Origin of the sequence: Chryseobacterium sp. MDT2-18, from assembly GCF_030815285.1 — a bacterium.
GTDB classification, from domain to species: Bacteria; Bacteroidota; Bacteroidia; order Flavobacteriales; family Weeksellaceae; genus Kaistella; species Kaistella salivictor.
The window spans coordinates 73053-92186 of the sequence record NZ_JAUSWQ010000012.1; the positions used below are offsets into that span (position 1 = coordinate 73053).

The 19134-nt window shown below is 37.9% G+C and carries 20 protein-coding genes; 10 read left to right on the forward strand and 10 right to left on the reverse strand.

Going from position 1 to position 19134, the window contains the following annotated elements:
- Nucleotides 1–3 precede the first annotated feature (3 nt).
- The 3 genes from QF004_RS12130 to QF004_RS12140 all read right to left on the reverse strand — a co-directional run bounded on the left by QF004_RS12130 (nucleotide 4) and on the right by QF004_RS12140 (nucleotide 4359).
- Nucleotides 4–522 carry a DUF2199 domain-containing protein gene (locus tag QF004_RS12130; RefSeq protein WP_307426666.1) on the reverse strand — a complete coding sequence of 173 codons (519 nt, stop codon included), beginning with the start codon at nucleotides 520–522 and terminating at the stop codon, nucleotides 4–6.
- 219 nt (nucleotides 523–741) lie between these two features.
- Nucleotides 742–1947: a pyridoxal phosphate-dependent aminotransferase gene (locus tag QF004_RS12135; protein WP_307426669.1), complete on the reverse strand. Its 1206-nt coding sequence runs from the start codon at nucleotides 1945–1947 to the stop codon at nucleotides 742–744.
- Between the two features lie 270 nt (nucleotides 1948–2217).
- Nucleotides 2218–4359: a M3 family metallopeptidase gene (locus QF004_RS12140; protein ID WP_307426672.1), complete on the reverse strand. Its 2142-nt coding sequence runs from the start codon at nucleotides 4357–4359 to the stop codon at nucleotides 2218–2220.
- A gap of 80 nt (nucleotides 4360–4439) precedes the next feature.
- On the opposite strand from QF004_RS12140, the gene QF004_RS12145 reads away from it, so the two are divergent.
- Nucleotides 4440–5237: a head GIN domain-containing protein gene (locus tag QF004_RS12145; protein ID WP_307426675.1), complete on the forward strand. Its 798-nt coding sequence runs from the start codon at nucleotides 4440–4442 to the stop codon at nucleotides 5235–5237.
- Between the two features lie 118 nt (nucleotides 5238–5355).
- Nucleotides 5356–6204, forward strand: coding sequence for a hypothetical protein (locus QF004_RS12150; protein ID WP_307426678.1), 849 nt, complete (start codon nucleotides 5356–5358; stop codon nucleotides 6202–6204).
- A gap of 187 nt (nucleotides 6205–6391) precedes the next feature.
- On the opposite strand, the gene QF004_RS12155 is transcribed toward QF004_RS12150, so the two are convergent.
- Genes QF004_RS12155 through QF004_RS12165 form a run of 3 tightly spaced genes read right to left on the reverse strand, consistent with a single transcriptional unit; the run spans nucleotide 6392 to nucleotide 8216 of the window.
- Nucleotides 6392–7198 carry a YgcG family protein gene (locus tag QF004_RS12155; RefSeq protein ID WP_133439602.1) on the reverse strand — a complete coding sequence of 269 codons (807 nt, stop codon included), beginning with the start codon at nucleotides 7196–7198 and terminating at the stop codon, nucleotides 6392–6394.
- A complete protein-coding gene (locus QF004_RS12160) occupies nucleotides 7179–7607 on the reverse strand; it encodes a TPM domain-containing protein (protein WP_307426683.1) in 429 nt (142 codons plus the stop codon). The genes QF004_RS12155 and QF004_RS12160 overlap by 20 nt, the downstream gene beginning before the upstream one ends.
- Nucleotides 7608–8216 (reverse strand): LemA family protein, encoded by a 609-nt coding sequence (locus QF004_RS12165; protein ID WP_307426686.1) that lies wholly within the window; start codon nucleotides 8214–8216, stop codon nucleotides 7608–7610. It lies immediately after the preceding gene.
- 77 nt (nucleotides 8217–8293) lie between these two features.
- Here QF004_RS12165 and QF004_RS12170 point away from each other — a divergent pair, with 77 nt between their 5' ends.
- Complete coding sequence (locus tag QF004_RS12170) at nucleotides 8294–8791, forward strand: dihydrofolate reductase (RefSeq protein ID WP_307426689.1); 498 nt, start codon at nucleotides 8294–8296, stop codon at nucleotides 8789–8791.
- 70 nt (nucleotides 8792–8861) lie between these two features.
- On the forward strand, nucleotides 8862–9428 hold the full coding sequence (locus QF004_RS12175; protein WP_133439598.1) for a DUF2892 domain-containing protein: 567 nt from the start codon (nucleotides 8862–8864) through the stop codon (nucleotides 9426–9428).
- A 297-nt stretch (nucleotides 9429–9725) separates the two neighbouring features.
- On the opposite strand, the gene QF004_RS12180 is transcribed toward QF004_RS12175, so the two are convergent.
- The 3 genes from QF004_RS12180 to QF004_RS12190 form a co-directional block, all read right to left on the reverse strand.
- Entirely contained in the window at nucleotides 9726–10361 is a 636-nt protein-coding gene (locus tag QF004_RS12180; protein ID WP_133439597.1) for a trimeric intracellular cation channel family protein, read from the reverse strand.
- Nucleotides 10362–10719: 358 nt separating this feature from the next.
- A complete protein-coding gene (gene coaD, locus QF004_RS12185; protein ID WP_282904562.1) occupies nucleotides 10720–11199 on the reverse strand; it encodes a pantetheine-phosphate adenylyltransferase in 480 nt (159 codons plus the stop codon).
- Nucleotides 11200–11272: 73 nt separating this feature from the next.
- Nucleotides 11273–12259, reverse strand: coding sequence for a D-alanine--D-alanine ligase (locus tag QF004_RS12190; protein ID WP_307426692.1), 987 nt, complete (start codon nucleotides 12257–12259; stop codon nucleotides 11273–11275).
- A 151-nt stretch (nucleotides 12260–12410) separates the two neighbouring features.
- On the opposite strand from QF004_RS12190, the gene lpxK reads away from it, so the two are divergent.
- Together lpxK and QF004_RS12200 are read left to right on the forward strand one after the other, a co-directional pair.
- The gene (lpxK, locus tag QF004_RS12195; protein WP_307426695.1) at nucleotides 12411–13436 is read left to right on the forward strand and encodes a tetraacyldisaccharide 4'-kinase; all 1026 of its coding nucleotides are present in this window, start codon (nucleotides 12411–12413) and stop codon (nucleotides 13434–13436) included.
- Nucleotides 13420–14238: a purine-nucleoside phosphorylase gene (locus QF004_RS12200; protein WP_307426698.1), complete on the forward strand. Its 819-nt coding sequence runs from the start codon at nucleotides 13420–13422 to the stop codon at nucleotides 14236–14238. Before lpxK ends, QF004_RS12200 begins: the two co-directional genes overlap by 17 nt.
- A 425-nt stretch (nucleotides 14239–14663) precedes the next feature.
- On the opposite strand, the gene QF004_RS12205 is transcribed toward QF004_RS12200, so the two are convergent.
- Nucleotides 14664–15419 (reverse strand): NYN domain-containing protein, encoded by a 756-nt coding sequence (locus QF004_RS12205; RefSeq protein ID WP_133439592.1) that lies wholly within the window; start codon nucleotides 15417–15419, stop codon nucleotides 14664–14666.
- A gap of 120 nt (nucleotides 15420–15539) precedes the next feature.
- On the opposite strand from QF004_RS12205, the gene dinB reads away from it, so the two are divergent.
- The 4 genes from dinB (at nucleotide 15540) to QF004_RS12225 (ending at nucleotide 19107) form a co-directional block, all read left to right on the forward strand.
- Complete coding sequence (dinB, locus tag QF004_RS12210) at nucleotides 15540–16625, forward strand: DNA polymerase IV (protein WP_307426703.1); 1086 nt, start codon at nucleotides 15540–15542, stop codon at nucleotides 16623–16625.
- Between the two features lie 91 nt (nucleotides 16626–16716).
- Nucleotides 16717–17604, forward strand: a complete 888-nt coding sequence (locus QF004_RS12215; protein ID WP_307426706.1) for an AraC family transcriptional regulator — start codon at nucleotides 16717–16719, stop codon at nucleotides 17602–17604.
- A complete protein-coding gene (locus QF004_RS12220; protein WP_307426709.1) occupies nucleotides 17601–18149 on the forward strand; it encodes a hypothetical protein in 549 nt (182 codons plus the stop codon). Before QF004_RS12215 ends, QF004_RS12220 begins: the two co-directional genes overlap by 4 nt.
- Before the next feature lie 406 nt (nucleotides 18150–18555).
- A complete protein-coding gene (locus tag QF004_RS12225) occupies nucleotides 18556–19107 on the forward strand; it encodes a hypothetical protein (protein WP_307426712.1) in 552 nt (183 codons plus the stop codon).
- The last annotated feature ends 27 nt before the right edge of the window (nucleotides 19108–19134 follow it).

The following is a 19134-nucleotide window of genomic DNA, read 5'->3' on the forward strand; positions in this document are numbered from 1 at the left end:
ATTTTATTTCGGACTGTTGGAGAGCATATTATGAATTCTTTTCTCGGCCTCTTCTTTGGTAATTCCATGGTAAAAATCGTGCACAAAAGGATGATCAAAATCTAAATGAGGATAAATTTCCGGCCTCTGATTTCCGCTTTTTGTTTTTACATCCATTGGAATGCTTTTTTCAAATTTGTAATCCGGAAGCGCATTGCTCAACCAACCAAAATAGAGGGTTTCATGATTTTCATTATTGAAATTGGCGGCATAATCTTCATAACTTTCTTCGCTTAAAGAAACCCAAAGACCATATTCCAAATAAAGAGCCGATTTTGCAATCTTCTGTTTTAATAACACCCGAATAAACCGGTCAGTTCGGTCCGGATATTCAATCGTACAGAAATCTGAATCGATATGAACAGGAAAACTGATTTTTCGTTCCTCCGTAAGCCAATAATAAGAATTGGGATAAGCAAAAGTGAGCGCCGGATAATCGTGATGAATCTCACCACAAACTGAACATTTATATTTTGAATTCATTATTTAAGTTCATATCATTATTAAATAAAAACGTTTTGCAAATTTACTAAAATTTAAAACGCTTTATTTTTCAATGTTAATTTTAATCGACACAATTTATATTAATTCAGTCAACATATTGACGCAATTTACTTATAAAGCAATTATCTTGATTTTAAGATTAATCAAAAAAGCCACGAATACAATAAATATTCGTGGCTTTTATTTATTTTAAAAACATTACAGACCGAATTCAATCTTATATTTTTGAAGCGCGTCATTCAACAATTCCACACTTCTGCGCAAGTCAGCTTCTTTCAAAACATATGCAATTCTCACCTGTTTTTTACCCAATTCCGGATTGCTGTAAAAACCGCTCATCGGCGCGACCATAATAGTTTCGTTATTATGAGAATAGCTTTCCAGCAACCATTGCGCAAATTTATCGGTATCATCTACAGGAAGTTCCACCGCACAATAAAATGCTCCTTTCGGCTTCGGACAAATCACGCCCGGAATTCCGTTGAGTAAATCAACCAAAACATTTCTGCGGTGCGTATATTCTGCACGGACTTTCAAAATATATTCTGTATCATTGACGTGAGCCGCAGCCGCTGCAATTTGTCCCAAAAGAACCGGACTTAATCTCGCCTGCGCAAAAAGCATCGCAGCATCATGAATTTCTTTCGAACGGGTCACCATAAAACCGATTCTTGCGCCACACATCGAATATCTTTTAGACTCAGAATCGATGATCACACAGTTTTCTGCAATTTCGGGGAAATCAAACATTGAAACCTGCTGTTTTCCATCGTACACATATTCTCTGTAAACCTCATCGGAAATAATCACGATATCATGTTTCAAAGCAATATCGGCCAACTTCTGCAATTCTTCTCTGGTATAAAGATACCCCGTTGGATTCCCGGGATTACAAATTAAAATCGCTCTTGTTTTCGGTGTGATTTTTTTCTCAAAATCTTCAATCGGCGGCAAGGCAAATCCACTGTCGATGGTAGAAGAAACCGCGACAACATTTACATTGAAGGTATTGGTAAACCCATTATAATTCGCATAATAAGGTTCAGGAATAATAATTTCATCACCATCATCGCACAAAGTAGAAATCGCAAAATTCAATGCTTCAGAACCACCGTTGGTCACGATAAAATTATCGGTCGTCAAATCGGTAAATCCCAGAGAATGATAATAATCTTTCAGCGCTGTTCTGTAATCCAGATTGCCTTCGGAAAGTGCATATTCAAAAATCTTTAAATTATTGTTTTTCACAGCATCCAAAGCAGATTGCGGCGTTTCGATATCGGGCTGGCCAATATTCAAATGATACACTTTTATTCCTTTCTGTTTTGCTTGCAACGCGTACGGAACCAGTTTTCTTACCGGCGATGCAGGCATATGCTGCGCTCTGTGAGATATTTTTGGCATTATGATATATTTTTCACAAAATTAAGAATTTTTTTGGAGCAGGACGATTTTTACTTCTTTGAGGTTTCGGTCCGGCTCTCCGTTACAATCTTTTTTCCCCATGCCCCGGCCAATGTTAAAAAAAAAGGATTTCCTCTGCGATCCGGGCTAGAAGTTCAGGCGGTTTGTTTTTCACATTTTTTTTTAAACACGAATGACACACCAACAATTTTCAAAACAAAAAAACCGCAGAAAAAATCTGCGGTTCATATTGATAAATTTTATAAAAGTCTATTTAATAAATCCTTTGCTTTTCAACAGTGGTTTCAAATCAGGAGTTCTGCCGGTAAAGTTTTTAAACGCTTCATTTAGATCCATTGAATTCCCAACAGATAAAATGTATTTACGGAAACGGTCGCCGTTTTCACGCGTCATTCCACCATGCGCTGTGATCCAGTCCCACGCATCAGCATTCAGCATGTCGCTCCACATATAAGCGTAATATCCCGCAGAATAACCACCGCCCCAAATGTGTGCAAAATAAGGAGAATGGTATCTTGGCGGAACTTCTTTCAAATTAAAACCATATTTTGCCAGAACGGCTTTTTCAAATTCCAAAGTCGGTTTAAACTGGGAAGCGTCGGTTACAGAATGCCAGTTCATATCGATGGTTGCCGCAGAAACCAGTTCTGTTGTAGAATATCCCTGATTGAAAGTTCCTGCTTTTTTAATTTTATCAACTAAAGCCTGTGGCATCGGCTGTTTGGTTTGATAATGCAAAGCGTAATTTTTCAGTACAGATGGTTCCAACGCAAAAAACTCATTAATTTGAGAAGGAAATTCCACGAAATCACGCGGCACGTTGGTTCCCGAAATTGAAATGTATTTTTGGTCTGCAAACAATCCGTGCAGCGTATGTCCGAACTCGTGGAACATCGTGGTAACATCATCATACGAAATCAACGAAGGTTTTCCTTCCGCCGGTTTCTGATAATTAAAGACATTTACGATCACTGGTTTTTGACCTAATAAATGTGATTGCTCGACGAAGTTGCTCATCCAGGCTCCGCCGTTTTTGTTATTTCTGGTGTAGAAATCCAGATAGTAAATCGCGAGAGATTTCCCGTCACGGTCGAAAACTTCATAAGCCACAACATCGGGGTGATAAACAGGAAGGTCATTTCTTTTCTTAAAAGTAATTCCGTAGAATTTTTCTGCAGCGTAGAACACTCCTTTTTCTAAAACGGTTTTCACTTCAAAATAAGGCTTGATTTGATTTTCATCCAAATCATATTTTGCTTTTCTTACCTGTTCTGCATAGAAATTCCAATCCCACGGTTCTACGGTGAAACCTCCTTTTTGCTGGTCGATCAGTTTCTGAATTTCGTCGCTTTCTTTTTTCGCAGTTTCTACGGCAGGAGTTGCCAAACGTGCCAAAAGGTTCATTGCATTTTCGGGAGTTTTCGCCATCTGATCCTGAAGTTTCCATTCTGCAAAAGATTTTTTACCCATCAGATGTCCTTTTTCCATTCTCAGTTTTGCTTCTCTTTCCAGGATGCTTCTGGTGTCGTCCGCATCTCCTTTTTCAGCTCTGTACCAGGAAGCCTTGAAGAGTTTTTCTCTGGTTGCTCTGTTTTTCAAATTCTGAAGCAATGGCTGTTGCGTGGTATTTTGTAAGGCGAGTAAATACCCAGTTTTTCCGGCACTTTTCGCATCGGCAGCAGCGGCGGCGATTTCATCAGCAGAAAGTCCATCCAGTTCTTTCACATCGGTAATCAACAGGGCACCATCTTTTCTTGCATTTAACAGTTTGCTGGTATACTGCGTAGAAAGCGTGGCTAATTCTTCATTAACTTTCTTAACCTTCGCTTTGTTTTCAGGAGAAAGATTGGCTCCGGCGATTTCGAAATTGGTGGTATACAATTCCAAAAGTCTTTTTTCTTCGGAACCTAAATTTTCTTTTTTAATGCCTTTGATTCTGTTATACAATTTCTCATTCAGCATAATTTTATCGCTCAATGCCGAAAAAACGGGAGCATACACTTCTTCCAGTTTCTGTAAGGTGGGGTTGGTATTGGATCCCGTCAAATTATAAAATACAAGCTGTGCTCTTTTCAACACTTCACCGCTGTTTTCTAAAGCGACGATGGTATTTTCAAAAGTTGGAGCTGCAGGATTATTGGCGATATTTTCGACTTCCACGATTTGCACTTTCATCCCATAATCAAATGCGGGTTTGAAATGTTCGTCCTTAATTTTATCAAATTCGGGAGCCTGATATTGCAACGGACTTTTTTTCATAAAAGGATTTGCTGCCAGAGTGGCATCCGGAACTGGAATTTCGGTAGGGGAAGCATTGGTGGTTTTCATAGTTGTACAGGCGGTTGTCATCGCCAAAGATGAAATTAAAAAAACAGATGTAATATTTTTCATTCGTAAATTGTTATTAAAGGATAAAGGTATTAATTTTTAGATATATCTTTAACATAACAAATCACTAATACCCCCAAACTATGAAAACAATTTCTATTTCTGCACTCGCCGCATTGCTAACCCTGTGTTCCTGCAACATCAAATCTGAGAATGGATTTCCTTTTAATCTGGCCCCAAAAGAAGGAACCGGCATCCTCAAAACGCAGGAATATAAAATGTCTTTTGACGAAATTAAAGTTGCGCAGTCCATTTATGCAGAAGTACTAAAAGCGAACGAAGAAAAAGTCGTGATTACAGCTCCATCTGATATTTTAGATGATATTTTAGTGGAAAATAACGGCGGTAAACTGTACATCCACTTTAAACCAAATCTTAATATTTCAGCACGGAATATCACGGTGAAAATTTTTGCTAAAGATTTTAATACCATTAAAGCCAGCTCATCCGCAACGATAATCATTAAAGATAAATTCACCCAGGATAAAACCGACATTGGAGTTTCCAGCTCAGGGACGATTAAAGGAAATCTGGAAGCCAATGATTTATCGATTGACGTATCGAGTTCGGGAACCTATTCCGGAACGGTTTGGGCAGTAAATCTGGAATCTGAAGCGACTTCTTCCGGTGATATCATTATTGCCGGCAAAACAAAGAACGCTACTTTGAAAGCCTCCTCATCCGGCACCTTAAACGCCAAAAACGTCATCGCTGAAAATGCTGAAATCAGCGCATCGAGCAGTGGCGACGTAAGCCTTTCTGTTTCCAATCAACTGAACGCTTCGGCAAGTTCGTCGGGCGATGTCAATATTTACAGAAAAGGAAATCTGAATATTGTCAGCCAGAAAGAAAGCAGCGGCGGAAGTGTTTCGATCCGATAAAAATTTCGGTTTACTCCAAATAAAAATTCAGCCCTGAAATACCGGAGCTGAATTTTTAAGTTTCAAAAATAAAAAGCAATTTCCTCAAATTAAAATATCATTAAACCCTCCATCAATAATGCTTAAAAAAACACGCTTCCTGTTTCTTTTATGTGCAACTTTTTTCACTGTAAAAGCACAGGAAACCATTCCTTTCAGAATCACAAAACACAATAATATTATTGTAAAAACTTTGGTGAATCACAAAGATTCTCTGGATCTCATGTTCCAAATTGCGATGGAAGACGCCTCAATCTCTCCCGAAAGAACAAGGAAAGCAGATCATATTTTATTTAAAGATGAAATAAGTGATGGCAACATTATAAAAATCGGAAATAAAAAGTACGAAAATATACGTTTTTTCGACAACGAATTGACCGGTCATGAAGCCGACGGGAAAATCGGAACGGGAATTTTTAAAGGAAAAGCTTTTAAGATTGATTATGATAACAATCAATTTGTGATCTACGACAAAATGCCGGATATGAAAGATTATCAATCAATTCCGCTATTTTCAGAAAACGGACAGTTTTATATCGTTGCTGATAACATGATTGACGGTGAGCAAAAAGAGGTTTATTTCCTTTTACAATCAGGATATTCCGGCGGAGTGGTTTATAGCAATGAATTTGCAGACGGAAAAACATTAGATACAAAACTGAAAATAACGGCTGAAAAAATCATGAAAAATTCTACCGGACAGAGTGTAACAACAAAACAGGGAATTTTACCATTTATGAGAGTTGGGAATTTTGTATTAAAAGATGTGACTGCAGGATTTTTTGTCGGAGATATTAAAACGCAAAAGCGAAATTATTTCGGAGCAGATTTATTAAAGAGGTTTAACTGGATTTTTGAGGCCGATAGAAATACAGTTTATATTAAACCGGGTAAATATTTTTATGAGCCTTATTATAAAATTAATTAAAAGTTACTTTGTTTTTAAAATCTTGATGAGTTACAAAAAGCAGCGTTTTAAAAACGCTAAAAAAAATAAAAAGCCAACTGGAAAAGTTGGCTTTGTTGTTTAATTTATTGCGCAAAATTGAGCATACTACTTATAAAACTTTATTTTTCTTGGACAAAAGTTGCCTTCCACAAACAGAACATTCTACTTACCAACCGCCAGAAGCGCCGCCACCGCCGAAACTTCCGCCACCGCCGAAGCCGCCAAATCCGCCACCACCGCGGGAACCGCCGCCAAATCCGCCGCCACCAAAACTGCCTGGGAATGGGAAAAATCCACCGGGATAAATACTTCGTCCTCTTCGGGAGAGAATCACATCCTCGTCATCGCTATTACCGCCACCACCGCGGCCGCCATTTTTAAATAAAAAGCTAAGGATGATGAATACAAAAAAAGCAATCATTACGAGTTGGCCCGGGCTCAAACCTTTTTCACTGGAAGTATCTTTAACAATAGGTTTAAATTTTCCCTGAACAGCTTCCATCAACGCGGTTGTTCCGCGGTTGATTCCTTCGTACCACAAACCTTTCTTAAAATTTGGGGTAACGATATAATCCATAATCTGGCCGGCAACCGACGCAGTTAAATACTGTTCAACGGCGCGTCCCTGCTGGATCGACATGGTATGATCCTCGGTCGCGATAAGGAAAACAATTCCATTATCAATTCCTTTTTGGCCGATTCCCCATTTTTCACCATACATGGTCGCCAAATAATTCACATCTTCGCCACCGGTTGTGGGGATGATAATGACTTCAATTTCAGTAGAAGTTGAATCTGAAAATTTGATCAATTTCTGGTTGATCTCGTCTTTTTGTGCCTGAGTCAAAAGGCCAACCTGATCATAAACCGGATAAAGTATCGCTGGTTTTTCCGGAACTTTTTGGGCAAAAACAAAAATGTTTAAACCTAATAAAAGAAAAGCTAAAAAATAGTTACGAGAACGTAATCTCATTGGGAAGTTCATTTGGATTTTCTCCCACAATCGGGAAATATTTTTTCAGTTCGGTACCGGTTTCTACAATGGCTTTTTTCAAACCTTCGAAATACCGGCCTTTGGAAAATGCAGTTGTTAATTCATCATGCATCTGATCCCAGAATTTTTGGTGAACTTTTTTATGAATCCCTTCGTCACCGATGATGGTAAGATATTGCTGTTCAAAATTCACATGAAAAAGTACAGCATTTTTTTCAGCAGTCTGATCCTTACAAAGTCTTTTGAAAACTTCAAAAGCAATCTCTGCATTATTTCCTTCGGTGGTGGAATCGATATGAATCCTGATTTCTCCGGTGGATTGGTTTTCTGCTGTCTGAATGGCTTCTACCAGAGAAGCCATTTGATAATCTGTGAGGAAAGTATTCATCTAATTTGTAAAAACTTCTGGTGCTTTTTCTGCGCCAACTTCAGCTTTAAAATAAGGTTTCTCTTTAAAGTTCGTAAAATTGGCCAAAATATTATTTGGAAACGTTTTAATCGCCGTATTATAATCCTGCGCAGCTTCGTTATAATAGACTGTTTCGCTTCTGATGCTGTTTTCAATCGCCGTATATTCTCTTTGGAAATTAATATACTGCTGATCTGCCTTCAGATTGGGATAGCTTTCTACCACGGCCATCAATCGGCTTAAAGAACCACTCAATTCTCCTTGTGCAGCCTGAAATTTCGCCATATCTCCTTCGGTCATATTGGTAGGATCTATGGTTATTGAGGTCGCTTTTGAGCGCGCTTCTATTACTTTGGTCAAAGTACCCTGTTCGAATTGCGAATAGGATTTTACCGTACGTTCCAAATTGGGAATCAAGTTTGCACGTTTCTGATAAACGGTTTCAACATTTGACCATTTTGTATTGACTGTCTGTTCTTTGGCAACAAAATTATTGTAGCCATTTTTGCCCCAGAAAAAAACCAGTACGGCAATTACAAGAAGAGCAATACCGATTGTTCCGGCGCTCATGCATCCTTTATTTCTCATAGTTTATTATTTTTTTTAATTTAAAGTGATACCCAAATATACAAATTATGTGCTAAATTTGTAAAAATTAAAATAAAATGATTACAATTGTTGTGGCAATGGGCTTAGACAATGAAATTGGTGCTGACAATCAATTGCTTTGGCATCTTCCAAAAGACTTGAACCATTTTAAAGAAATTACTTCCGGGCATCCCATTATCATGGGCCGCAAAACTTATGAAAGTATTGGCAAACCGCTTCCCAACCGCACGAATATTGTAGTCAGCAGAAAAAAAGACTGGTTCGAAGAAGGGATTTTGATTGTCGGCAGTATCAAAGAAGCCGTGAAATTTGCCAAGAAAATTGATGAGGAGATTTTCATTATCGGCGGCGGAAATATTTATGAACAAACCCTTGAATTAACAGATAAAATCGAGGTAACTCTGGTAAAAACCAATATCAAAGCGGATACTTTTTTCCCCAAAATAAGTCCTAAAATCTGGAATAAAACAGAAGAGGTTTGTCATGGAAAAGACGACCAAAATGAGTTTGATTTCTGTTTTCAGACCTATGAGCGAAAAGTAAAATTAACTTAAAATTCAGGAATTCTACATAAACTTCAATTCTCGACACAAATTATTATCTTTGCACCACTAAATTTTAACAATGAATAAATACATAAAATTCGTCATCACAGCCATAATGATTGCCTGCGGAGTTTATCTGATGATGAACAGAAATATCGGCTGGGGAATCGTAGTGGTTATTTTATCTGCCATTCCTGTTTTGCTTTTCTTTAAAAACGAATATATTTTATTGGCATTTTGGTTTTTAAGAAAACAGAATATGGTAAAAGCCTCAAGTTGGCTTGATAAAATCACCAATTATAAGTCGCAGTTGCACAGGACTCAGTATGGTTATTTTCATTATTTACAGGGACTTACTTTGGCACAGGACAATCCGTCGAAAGTAGAACCATTTATGAGAAAAGCCCTGGAATATGGTTTGAATATGAAACATGACCGCGCCATGGCCACCTTGAATATTGCAGCAGGAGCGATGCAGAAAGGAAGACGCCAGGAAGCGAAAAACTTACTGGAAGAAGCTAAAAAATTAGACACTGCCGGAATGATGACCGACCAGATTAAAATGATGAAAGATCAGTTGAAAATGCCGTCAATGCAGAAACACATGCATAATCCAAATATGCGGAACAGAGGGAAATTCTCTTAATAGAAAATAATTATTTAAGGTAAAGTAAGAAAGTCTGAGTTATTTCAGACTTTTTTTATGGGGAATTGTGAGCGCAGGAAAGGGCTGTTTATAATCCGTTTGACTGAATTTTATGAAACTCTTTATGACGAAAAGAACAGTTGCTGCTTTTTGAAAAACAACTGAATGGTATTTTAGCCCCGATCGCAGTGGCATCCTTTTTCTTTTTTGGAAAAAAAAGGAAAAGATAGAACGGAGAACGGGACCGGTATTTCTGAGAAAACCTGCTCTTGTTGCTCCTAAAAAACACAATAACACTTACATTTCCGAATTATTATCTACCCCGTAAAATTTCGGTATCTGCCACTGGTATTTGATCGATAATGTTCGGATGGCAACAATCAGAAATATGGTGGAAATCTGTACAAAAGCGTAAGAAAGTGCCGTGTACTTCACCAACATCAAAAATATACCGCCGCCGACAATACAGGCTGTTGCGTAAATTTCTTTCCGGAAAATCAGTGGAATTCTGTTTAGTAAAATATCACGGGTAATTCCCCCAAAACATCCTGTAATCGTCCCTAAAGTAATACAGATCAAAGGATGCAGATCGGCATTCATCCCTTTCTGAATTCCAACAATGGTGAAAAGCCCCAGCCCAAAACTGTCGAAAATAAAAAGGGTGACCTTGAACTTTTTTTCCAGTGACTTGAAAATCATAGAAACAATACAGGTAACGAAAATTACCGAGCATATCACCATATCGTGCATCCAAAAAATGGGAACGCCGAGCAACAAATCACGGATCGTTCCGCCGCCGACAGAAGTGACAAAGGCAATGATGAGTACACCGAAAGGATCCAGCCGCTTCTGCATCGCAGCAAAACTGCCCGACATCGCAAATGCAATAGTGCCCAATATTTCAATGGCTAATGTAAAGTTTTCCTGAACCATGTTTTTAATAAGTAATGAATAATAGGTAATGAGTAATCTGAACTGCTAATTTATAAATAAGTAATTGGTATTGGCTAATTTTTGCGGCTCATTACCTGTTGTTAACGTTCATTATCTATTGCGGCAGGCTATCCGAAAGTTTTTCTTGTAACTGGTCATCACCTTTACAATTTCATCACATTCTATTTTTAAATAATTTAATTTTTCTGAGGAACTTGAGGAACCATAAATTTGTTTTCTAATCACTTATAAATCCTCAGAATAAGCCAACCCAGAAAGAGCTCTGAGGATCGAAATGCACAGCTTTTTTGTTCTATCTCTAAAAAATTTGATTATAATCAGGATTGCTCATTACCCATTATTTATTGCTCATTTTATGAACACGCACCGCTTCCGGAACCAGGATTTCATAATTGCCTTCAAAGGTGATGATTTCACGGACGATGCTGCTGCTGATGAATGATTTGCCGGAAGAAGTTAATAAGAATATCGTTTCAATCATATTGTCTTTGGTCAATTCCCGGTTGGTTTGTGCAATGGCTTTCTCGAACTCGAAATCTGCTGGGTTTCTTAGTCCGCGCAAGATGAAATTTACATTTTTGCTCCGACAGTAATTGATGGTTAAACCCTCAAAATGATCAACTTCGATATTGGGAAATTTCTCAAATGATTTGCGGATAAACTCCATTCTCTGCTCCAGAGAGAACATGTATTTTTTCTGTGAATTTTGTCCGATCGCGATAATTATTTTATCAAATAAAGGATAAGCCCTTTCGACAATATCATAATGACCAAGGGTGATAGGATCGAATGAACCTGGGAAAACAGCGACTCTCATAGATGAATTTAGATTTTGAATGATAAAATTTTAGATGAAAAATAATTTTAAATCTAAAATAAAAAGGTTTTATTTAATTTTTCGCTAATGCTTTTTCGACTTCATTTCCGCATAAATCTTTTATGGAAATCCCATAAATAGCTGCCTGCTGCGGCAAAATGGATGCCGGTGAAAATCCCGGATTGGTATTCATTTCGAGCATGTACGGAATGCCCTTCATAATAATAAATTCACTTCTCGAAAAACCGCTCATTCCTAAAGCTTCATACGCACGTTTCGAAATTTCTTCTACTTTTAAACGGGTTTCATCATCGATTCTGGCAGGAGTAATTTCTTCGGAAGCGCCTTCATATTTCGCTTCATAATCGAAAAACTCTTTGTGGGGAACAATTTCGGTAATTCCTAAAACAATGGTTTCATTATTGAAATCAACAACGCCTACCGAAACCTCCATTCCATCGAGGAAACTTTCAATTAAAATTTCTTCGTCTTCAGCAAAAGCAAATTCCAGTGCTTTCTTTAATTCTGACTGTTCTTTCACTTTCGAAATTCCCAGAGAGGAACCCGACTGATTCGGTTTTACAAAAAGCGGCAAGCCTAATTCTGTGATGATTTCATCTTCATTAATTTCTTCACCTTGTCTCAAATAAATACTTTTTGCCGATGGAATTCCGTATTTTGAAAGAACGGCTAAGGTATCTTTTTTATTAAAGGTTAAGGCACTCTGATAAAAATCACAACCCGTATATTTTTGTCCGATGGTATTCCAATACGCCTGAAGTTCGCCGTTCTCGCCAGGTCTTCCGTGAATAATATTAAAACAGACATCAAACTTCACCTGAAATCCACTGCTTAAACTTACCGAAAAATCTTCTTTATTAATGGAGGCTTTTTCCCCACGGTCGTCCAGGAAGTACCATTCATCTTTTAAAATGACTACTTTATATACATTATAAAGATCGCGGTCCAGAGAATCGAAAATCAACTGACCACTTTTCAGGGATACTTTATATTCATCAGAATATCCGCCCATCACGACGGCCACATTTTTTTTGCTCATGAGGTAAAACTAAGGAAGCAAAATTAAGCAAATTGTTTAAACACCACGGCCATAATTACAAAATTTATATCATTCATTAAAATTAAGGAACTGACAAAAATGAGGTTTTAACTGTTTCCTGTACTGTTAAAAAGTCGTAATTTTGAACCCTATGAAAAGATGGTACCTCTACCCTTTTTCCCTGGGTTATCATTTGGCAACTGCCATTAGAAATACAATGTATAACTGGGGAATCTATAAATCGACCACATTTAAAACTCCGATCATCAATGTCGGCAATCTTTCGGTGGGCGGCAGCGGAAAATCGCCAATGGTGATGTATATTGCGGATCTTTTATCCAGGCATTACCGAACAGGCGTATTATCCCGTGGTTACGGACGAGTAACTAAAGGTTACGGCATCACGAATTACGACAGCAATTACAAAACTGTTGGTGATGAAGCAATGCAGCTTTTTGAAAGATTTAAAAACCGTTTTGTTATCGGCGTTTCTGAAGAAAGAGTTCCCGGTGCAAAAAAGATGATCGCCGACATGGATTTAAATGTCTTATTACTGGACGACGCTTATCAACACCGCGCCATAAAACCTGGCTTTAATATTTTGATGACGGATTATAATGATCCTTATTTTAAAGACTTTCTTTTACCTGCAGGCGATTTGCGGGAAAGCAGAAGCGGCGCAAAACGTGCCCAGATCATTATGGTTTCCAAATGCCCGGAAGATTTGACTGACGAAAAAAAACAATATTACATTTCGAGAATCAAACCTCAACATGACCAGAAAGTTTTCTTTTCGAGTATTGGTTATGATGAAAATGTGTATTCCAGGGACAAAATGCTTCCTGATAATAATTTGGATTACTATGACATTTTATTAATTACCGGAATCGCCAATCCAAAACCTTTGCTGAAACATTTATCTCGTTTTTCAAAAAAGGTAAAACATTTAAAATTCCGGGATCATCATAATTTTACCGATCAGGACATTAAAAATATTATTGCAGAATATAAAAAACTCGGCGAATATAAACTCATTCTCACCACCGAAAAAGACTACGTAAGACTGAAAACTTTTGATTATCTTAGAGATCTTGTTTACTATTGGCCCATCAATGTGAATATTGACCGAAAGGAAGATTTTAATCAAATCATTTTAGATTATGTTAGAAAAAATTAAAGAGACGGCTGGTTTCATTAAAAACATCATTCAGGACACCCCCGATTTTGCAATCGTTTTAGGTTCCGGTTTAGGAAAACTGAAAGACGAAGTAGAACCGATTCATATTTTAGAGTATCCCGAAATCCCGAATTTCCCCCAAACGACCGTCGCCGGACATGGCGGACAATTAATTTACGGAAAACTTGAGGGTAAAAAAGTGCTGATGATGAGCGGCAGATTTCATTATTATGAAGGTCACGATATTCAAACAATAGTTTTCCCTTTCCGGGTTTTTCATTTATTGGGAATTAAAAATCTGATTTTATCGAATGCTGCCGGTGGCGTAAATCCTGCATTCAATGTTGCCGATGTGATGATTATCAACGATCATATCAACATGATGCCCGAACATCCGCTGCGTGGAAAAAACATAGACGAACTCGGACCACGGTTTGTGGACATGAGCGAGCCGTACAATAAAAAAATGATTGAAGTCGCTGCCAATGTTGCCAAAGATTTAAACATCAAAGCACATCAAGGCTGTTACGTCGCTTTACAGGGACCAACTTTTGAAACGCCCGCAGAATACGGAATGATAAAAGCCATCGGTGGCGACGCTGTCGGAATGAGCACCGTTCCGGAAGTAATCGTCGCTAAGCATCAAGGTATGGATTGTTTCGGAATTTCCATTATCACTGATGTGGGCGGACCGGATATCGCTTTCACGGTTTCGCACGAAGAAGTTCTGCAGGCCGCCGATAAAGCAATGCCAAATGTCATTAAAATTGTAAAAGGTTTGGTGAAAAATTACAACGCTTAATTTTTCAGCATACAAATAGAGAAACGCATCTTTTCGGGATGCGTTTTTTGTATCAAATCATTAGAATCAAGCACAAAATGCGGAAAGATACATCAAAATAAATCGGTGCACATTCTACTTCTACTGCACTCTCCCCGATAGCAACCTGCACCGTATGCTGACTGTATACTGACTGTATGCTGACTGTATGCTGACTCTTAAGGCAGGATGATTTCTGTATGACCAATTAATCCTAAATGATTGACTTTTTTAATGATTTGAGTTCTATAATTAAGAATATCAAACCATTAAGTTTTGGATTAAGAAATGAAGAACATTAAGATTCTCTTCGATAATAGAAAACATGCAACTTTTTTAGTCTTTTGAAAAACTTAAAAAAAGAATAAAACTTCTGTTCCTTTTGCGATTAAAAAAATCACCTAAATCTATTTCACCTTCACATAAATATGCCGAATATTATTCACGCCGGTTTCGCGTTCATCAATTTCAATCTTGCCGATACTTTTAATCAAAGGTAAAAGTTTTGGAAAACCGAAATTCCGCGGATCAAAGTCCGGTTTCTTTTTGATGATGAAACTGCCGAGATTCCCGAGGAAAGTCCAGCCGTCTTCGTCTCCCAGATCGTTAATACTTTCCGTAATTAATTTAATGGTTCTGCCGTCAACTTTACTGAGCGGTTCTTTTTTTCGTTTTGGTTTTTCCGTTTTTTTAGTGACTGTATTTTCAGACTCTTTTTCGGACTCCTCTGTATCGTTTAAAATCTCGAGATAAATAAATTTATCGCAGGCTGATATAAATGGTTTCGGTGTCTTTTTTTCGCCAAATCCGATCACATTCATTCCGGCTTCCCGAAGTCTTGTCGCCAGTCTCGTAAAATCGCTGTCGCTGGAAACGATGCAGAAACCGTTTACCTTTTCGGAATATAAAATATCCATCGCATCGATAATCAAGGCACTGTCGCTGGAATTTTTTCCGGTCGTATAACTGTATTGCTGGATTGGAGTAATTGCATTTTCAAGCAAAACATTTTTCCATCCCGAAACAGTGGGCTTGGTCCAGTCGGCATAAATTCTTTTGATGGTTGGCGTTCCATTTTTGGAAATTTCCTCCAGCATTTCCTTTACATTCTTGTACGGGACATTGTCCGCATCGATGAGTACTGCTAATTTATCGTCTGTCATATTAGTTTTATTTTTTTTTAAGTCTATAATTTGTTGCTGCCTATATCCAAATTTACACCATTTTTTCTTAAAGCCATAATAATTAATGGGGATGCCAATCTCATTTTATAATTTTACACCATGCAAACCGACCGAAAAATTATTCATGTAGATATGGATGCGTTTTACGCTTCTGTAGAACAGCATGATTTTCCTGAACTGAAAGGAAAACCTTTGGTGGTCGGTGGTGGACAATATGGCGTGGTGGCTGCAGCAAGTTATGAAGCCCGAAAATACGGAATCCGTTCTGCGATGCCAGGGAAAATTGCTTTAGAAAAATGCCCGCATCTGATTGTGGTAAAACCCCGTTTTCATCGCTACAAAGAAATTTCACAACAGATCAGAAAGATATTTTATGAATTCACCGATTTGGTAGAACCGCTTTCTTTGGATGAAGCTTATCTGGACGTTACAGAAAATAAAAAAGGCATCGGATCTGCACAGGAAATCGCGCGACAAATAAGAACCCGTATTTTCGAAGAAACCGGTCTTACCGCTTCTGCGGGGATTTCGGTGAATAAATTTCTGGCAAAAGTCGCTTCCGATTACCGCAAACCCAACGGACAAAAAACCATTCATCCGACCCAGATTCTTGAGTTCATGGAAAAGCTTCCGATCGAGAAATTCTACGGAATCGGAAAAGTGACGGCCAACAAAATGCACGAACTTCATATTTTCACTGGTAAGGAATTAAAGGAGAAATCACTGGATGAACTCATCCGGCTTTTCGGAAAGGCGGGGAACTATTATTACAACGTGGTTCGCGGAATTCACAAAAGTGAAGTAAAACCTCACCGAATCCAGAAAAGTGTAGCAGTGGAAGAAACTTTCTGGGAAAATCTTTTGGATGAAGATGCTGTTTTTAAGCAGTTGCAAATCATCAGCGATGAACTGGAAGCGCGGCTTTCTAAAAAAGAAATCAAAGGAAAGTCTTTAACACTCAAGATTAAATATAAAGATTTCACCGTTTATACCCGTAGCAAAACACAGGAAGTATATTTTGACAATGCTCAGGACTTCTACGAAACTGCGCAGAAACTTTGGGGACTCCGACCTTTTGACAAACCCGTGCGTCTGCTGGGATTATCACTTTCTAATCTGAATACCCAGGAAAAGAAGCAGATTTCTGTGCAGTTGAAAATTCCTTTTGAGGAATTCATGAGATAAATCACTCTAGCTTAGTTTTATTAGTAAATTTTCACTATCTTTATAATAGTACTTTTAAAGTAGTACTAATAACTTTGTAAAATTGAAATTCATGAAGAAATTAAGAGATTGGGGCATTAAACACCTCAAGGACCTGGAGATCGGTAACTACATGATCAATTTTTCAGGATACTCCATCGTTTACTCTGCGGACGACCATACCCACTTGCTCATTTTTGATAACGAAATCCATATCGAACCTGAAACGTTTTACTTTATCCCTCCCAACAGCTCTCTGCAGGTTATTGGAAAGCCAGAGAGTGCGATGCTGCTATGGTTTACGGTAGATCTTTTTGTGGACCGTCTCGAGTTTTTAACGCATATTAAATCGGGAATATTTTTCCGAAATACTTTAGGTTTTGGAATGAAAAATACATTTATGCCGCATAACAGCATATTAAAATACTACTATTTACCGACTCAGAAAGGACAGATTAATAAGTTATTTGCCAGAAATCTGCTCAGTAATTTTCTGGAATTCCTGCTCATCAGAACTTTGTTGGAAATAGATCCCAAAATGGAAGGTTTCCGAAATGACACTTACGAAAAGGAAATTGCCAATAAACTCATACTAGTGCTTCACCAGGAAACAAATTTCAGTTTTAAGATGGAATATTACGCAAATAAGCTTAATATTACAAAAAGAACACTGGACAATGCCATTAAGAGCGTTTACGGATGTACCACGAAACGTTTTGTAAATGCAAAAGCAGTGCAGAGAGCAAAAAAACTATTACGGGGAACCGACATTCCCATTAAAATCATCAGTATGAACATCGGTTTTTCTGAAGAAAGTAACTTCAGTAATTTTTTCAAAAAAAATACAGGCAGCTCTCCACGGCAATATAGAGAACAGGCACTTAACCAAGCTACAGATTTAAAGGCCCAAGATGTAAAGGCCTCTGACTTATTAAATCCCATACAAAAACAACCATTATGAAGGCGAATAATTTACTATTTATAAACATGGTTGCTCTGCTGCTGTCTCTCAGCGCAAAAGCTCAAAATTCGGAATCGGTCACTTTAAATGTAAACCTTTACCCTGTGCAGACGATTGAACTCAATTCAGCACAAAACAGTGTTAATTTAAATTACAAGACCAAGGAAGATTATAAAAACGGCGTTCAAATCACCGAAGACAATCATCTGAAAGTCTACAGCACCGGTGGATTCGCTATCAAAGTGAAATCCATTTCGCCAGACCTCACCACTTCTTCGGGCAGCGGTACAAGTATTGACGCGGCCGACATTACCGTGACTGCCACCCAAGGATCCATCAACGGGATGGAGTATTTCAATGCGACCGCGGTAGCACTTTCTACGTCAGACATGGAATTGATCTCCAGTGAAACAGGCGCCAATAACAAGACCTTTAACATTAATTACAGCGCAAAAGGAGGAGACGAATACGTGAATAAATTTTTCAAAAACCAAAGCCCAACAGTTTACACCACTCAGGTTCTCTATAGTATTGAACCTATTTAAAACAAATTGAATAATCTCCTTTGAAAAAATGATTCATTAATCAGTCCTGTTTTACAACTTTTTGTTTTCGTGCTCCCAATTTTTTTTGGGAGCACGCTTTTTGTGGAATTTATTTTAGGAATTCAAAGAATTAAACTTGATAAAAATCGTTTTCCGCCATCATTCTATCTCATTGTTGCGCCAAAAGTCTATTCAAAATCAGGCTCTATTTTACAATATTCTCAACAATTGACAACCTTTACCGAAATACCCTCAAAAAACCGAAATACTAATTTTTGATTCCATTTACATAACTTTTTTGTTTTTTTTCATAAATGATATTGACTACAAGCCACTTATATTTGCACCATCAAAAAAGCTACAAGCTTACCAACAACACTTGATACAACAACAACAAAAAAAAATTATGAAAAAAGGAATTTTATTCGCAATGTTCTTAGGAGGATTGTTTGCCGCAAATGCACAAACCGCAACTGCACAAACTTCAACAACACTTAATGTCAGACTTCATCCAATTCAGACTATTGTAGTAAATCCAGCGCAAAATGAGGTTAACTTAGATTACGTAACCGCGGCTGATTATGCTAAAGGCGTAAGTTCAGACCAAGAAAATCATTTAGTAATTTACAGCACTGGAGCTTTTGCTGTAACAGTAAATTCTTTAACTGATCAATTGACAAACAGCGCATTTGCTGGTGACAACATTAACAGCAGTGACATCACCATTACTCCTTCAGCAGGCACCAGCAAACCATTAGCAGGAGCGACAGTAACACCTGCGGCACTAAGCAGCACTGCCAAGGAGGTAATTTCCAGTAGCATAGGGGCAAACAACGCTACTTTTAACATTAATTATAGCGCTAAAGGTGATAACGATTCATACATCAACAAGTATCACAATGTACAAAACCCAACGGTTTACACAACAGTAGTTACCTACACGATTGCTGCTAAATAAGACACAACTGGCCTTAATATTAAGACA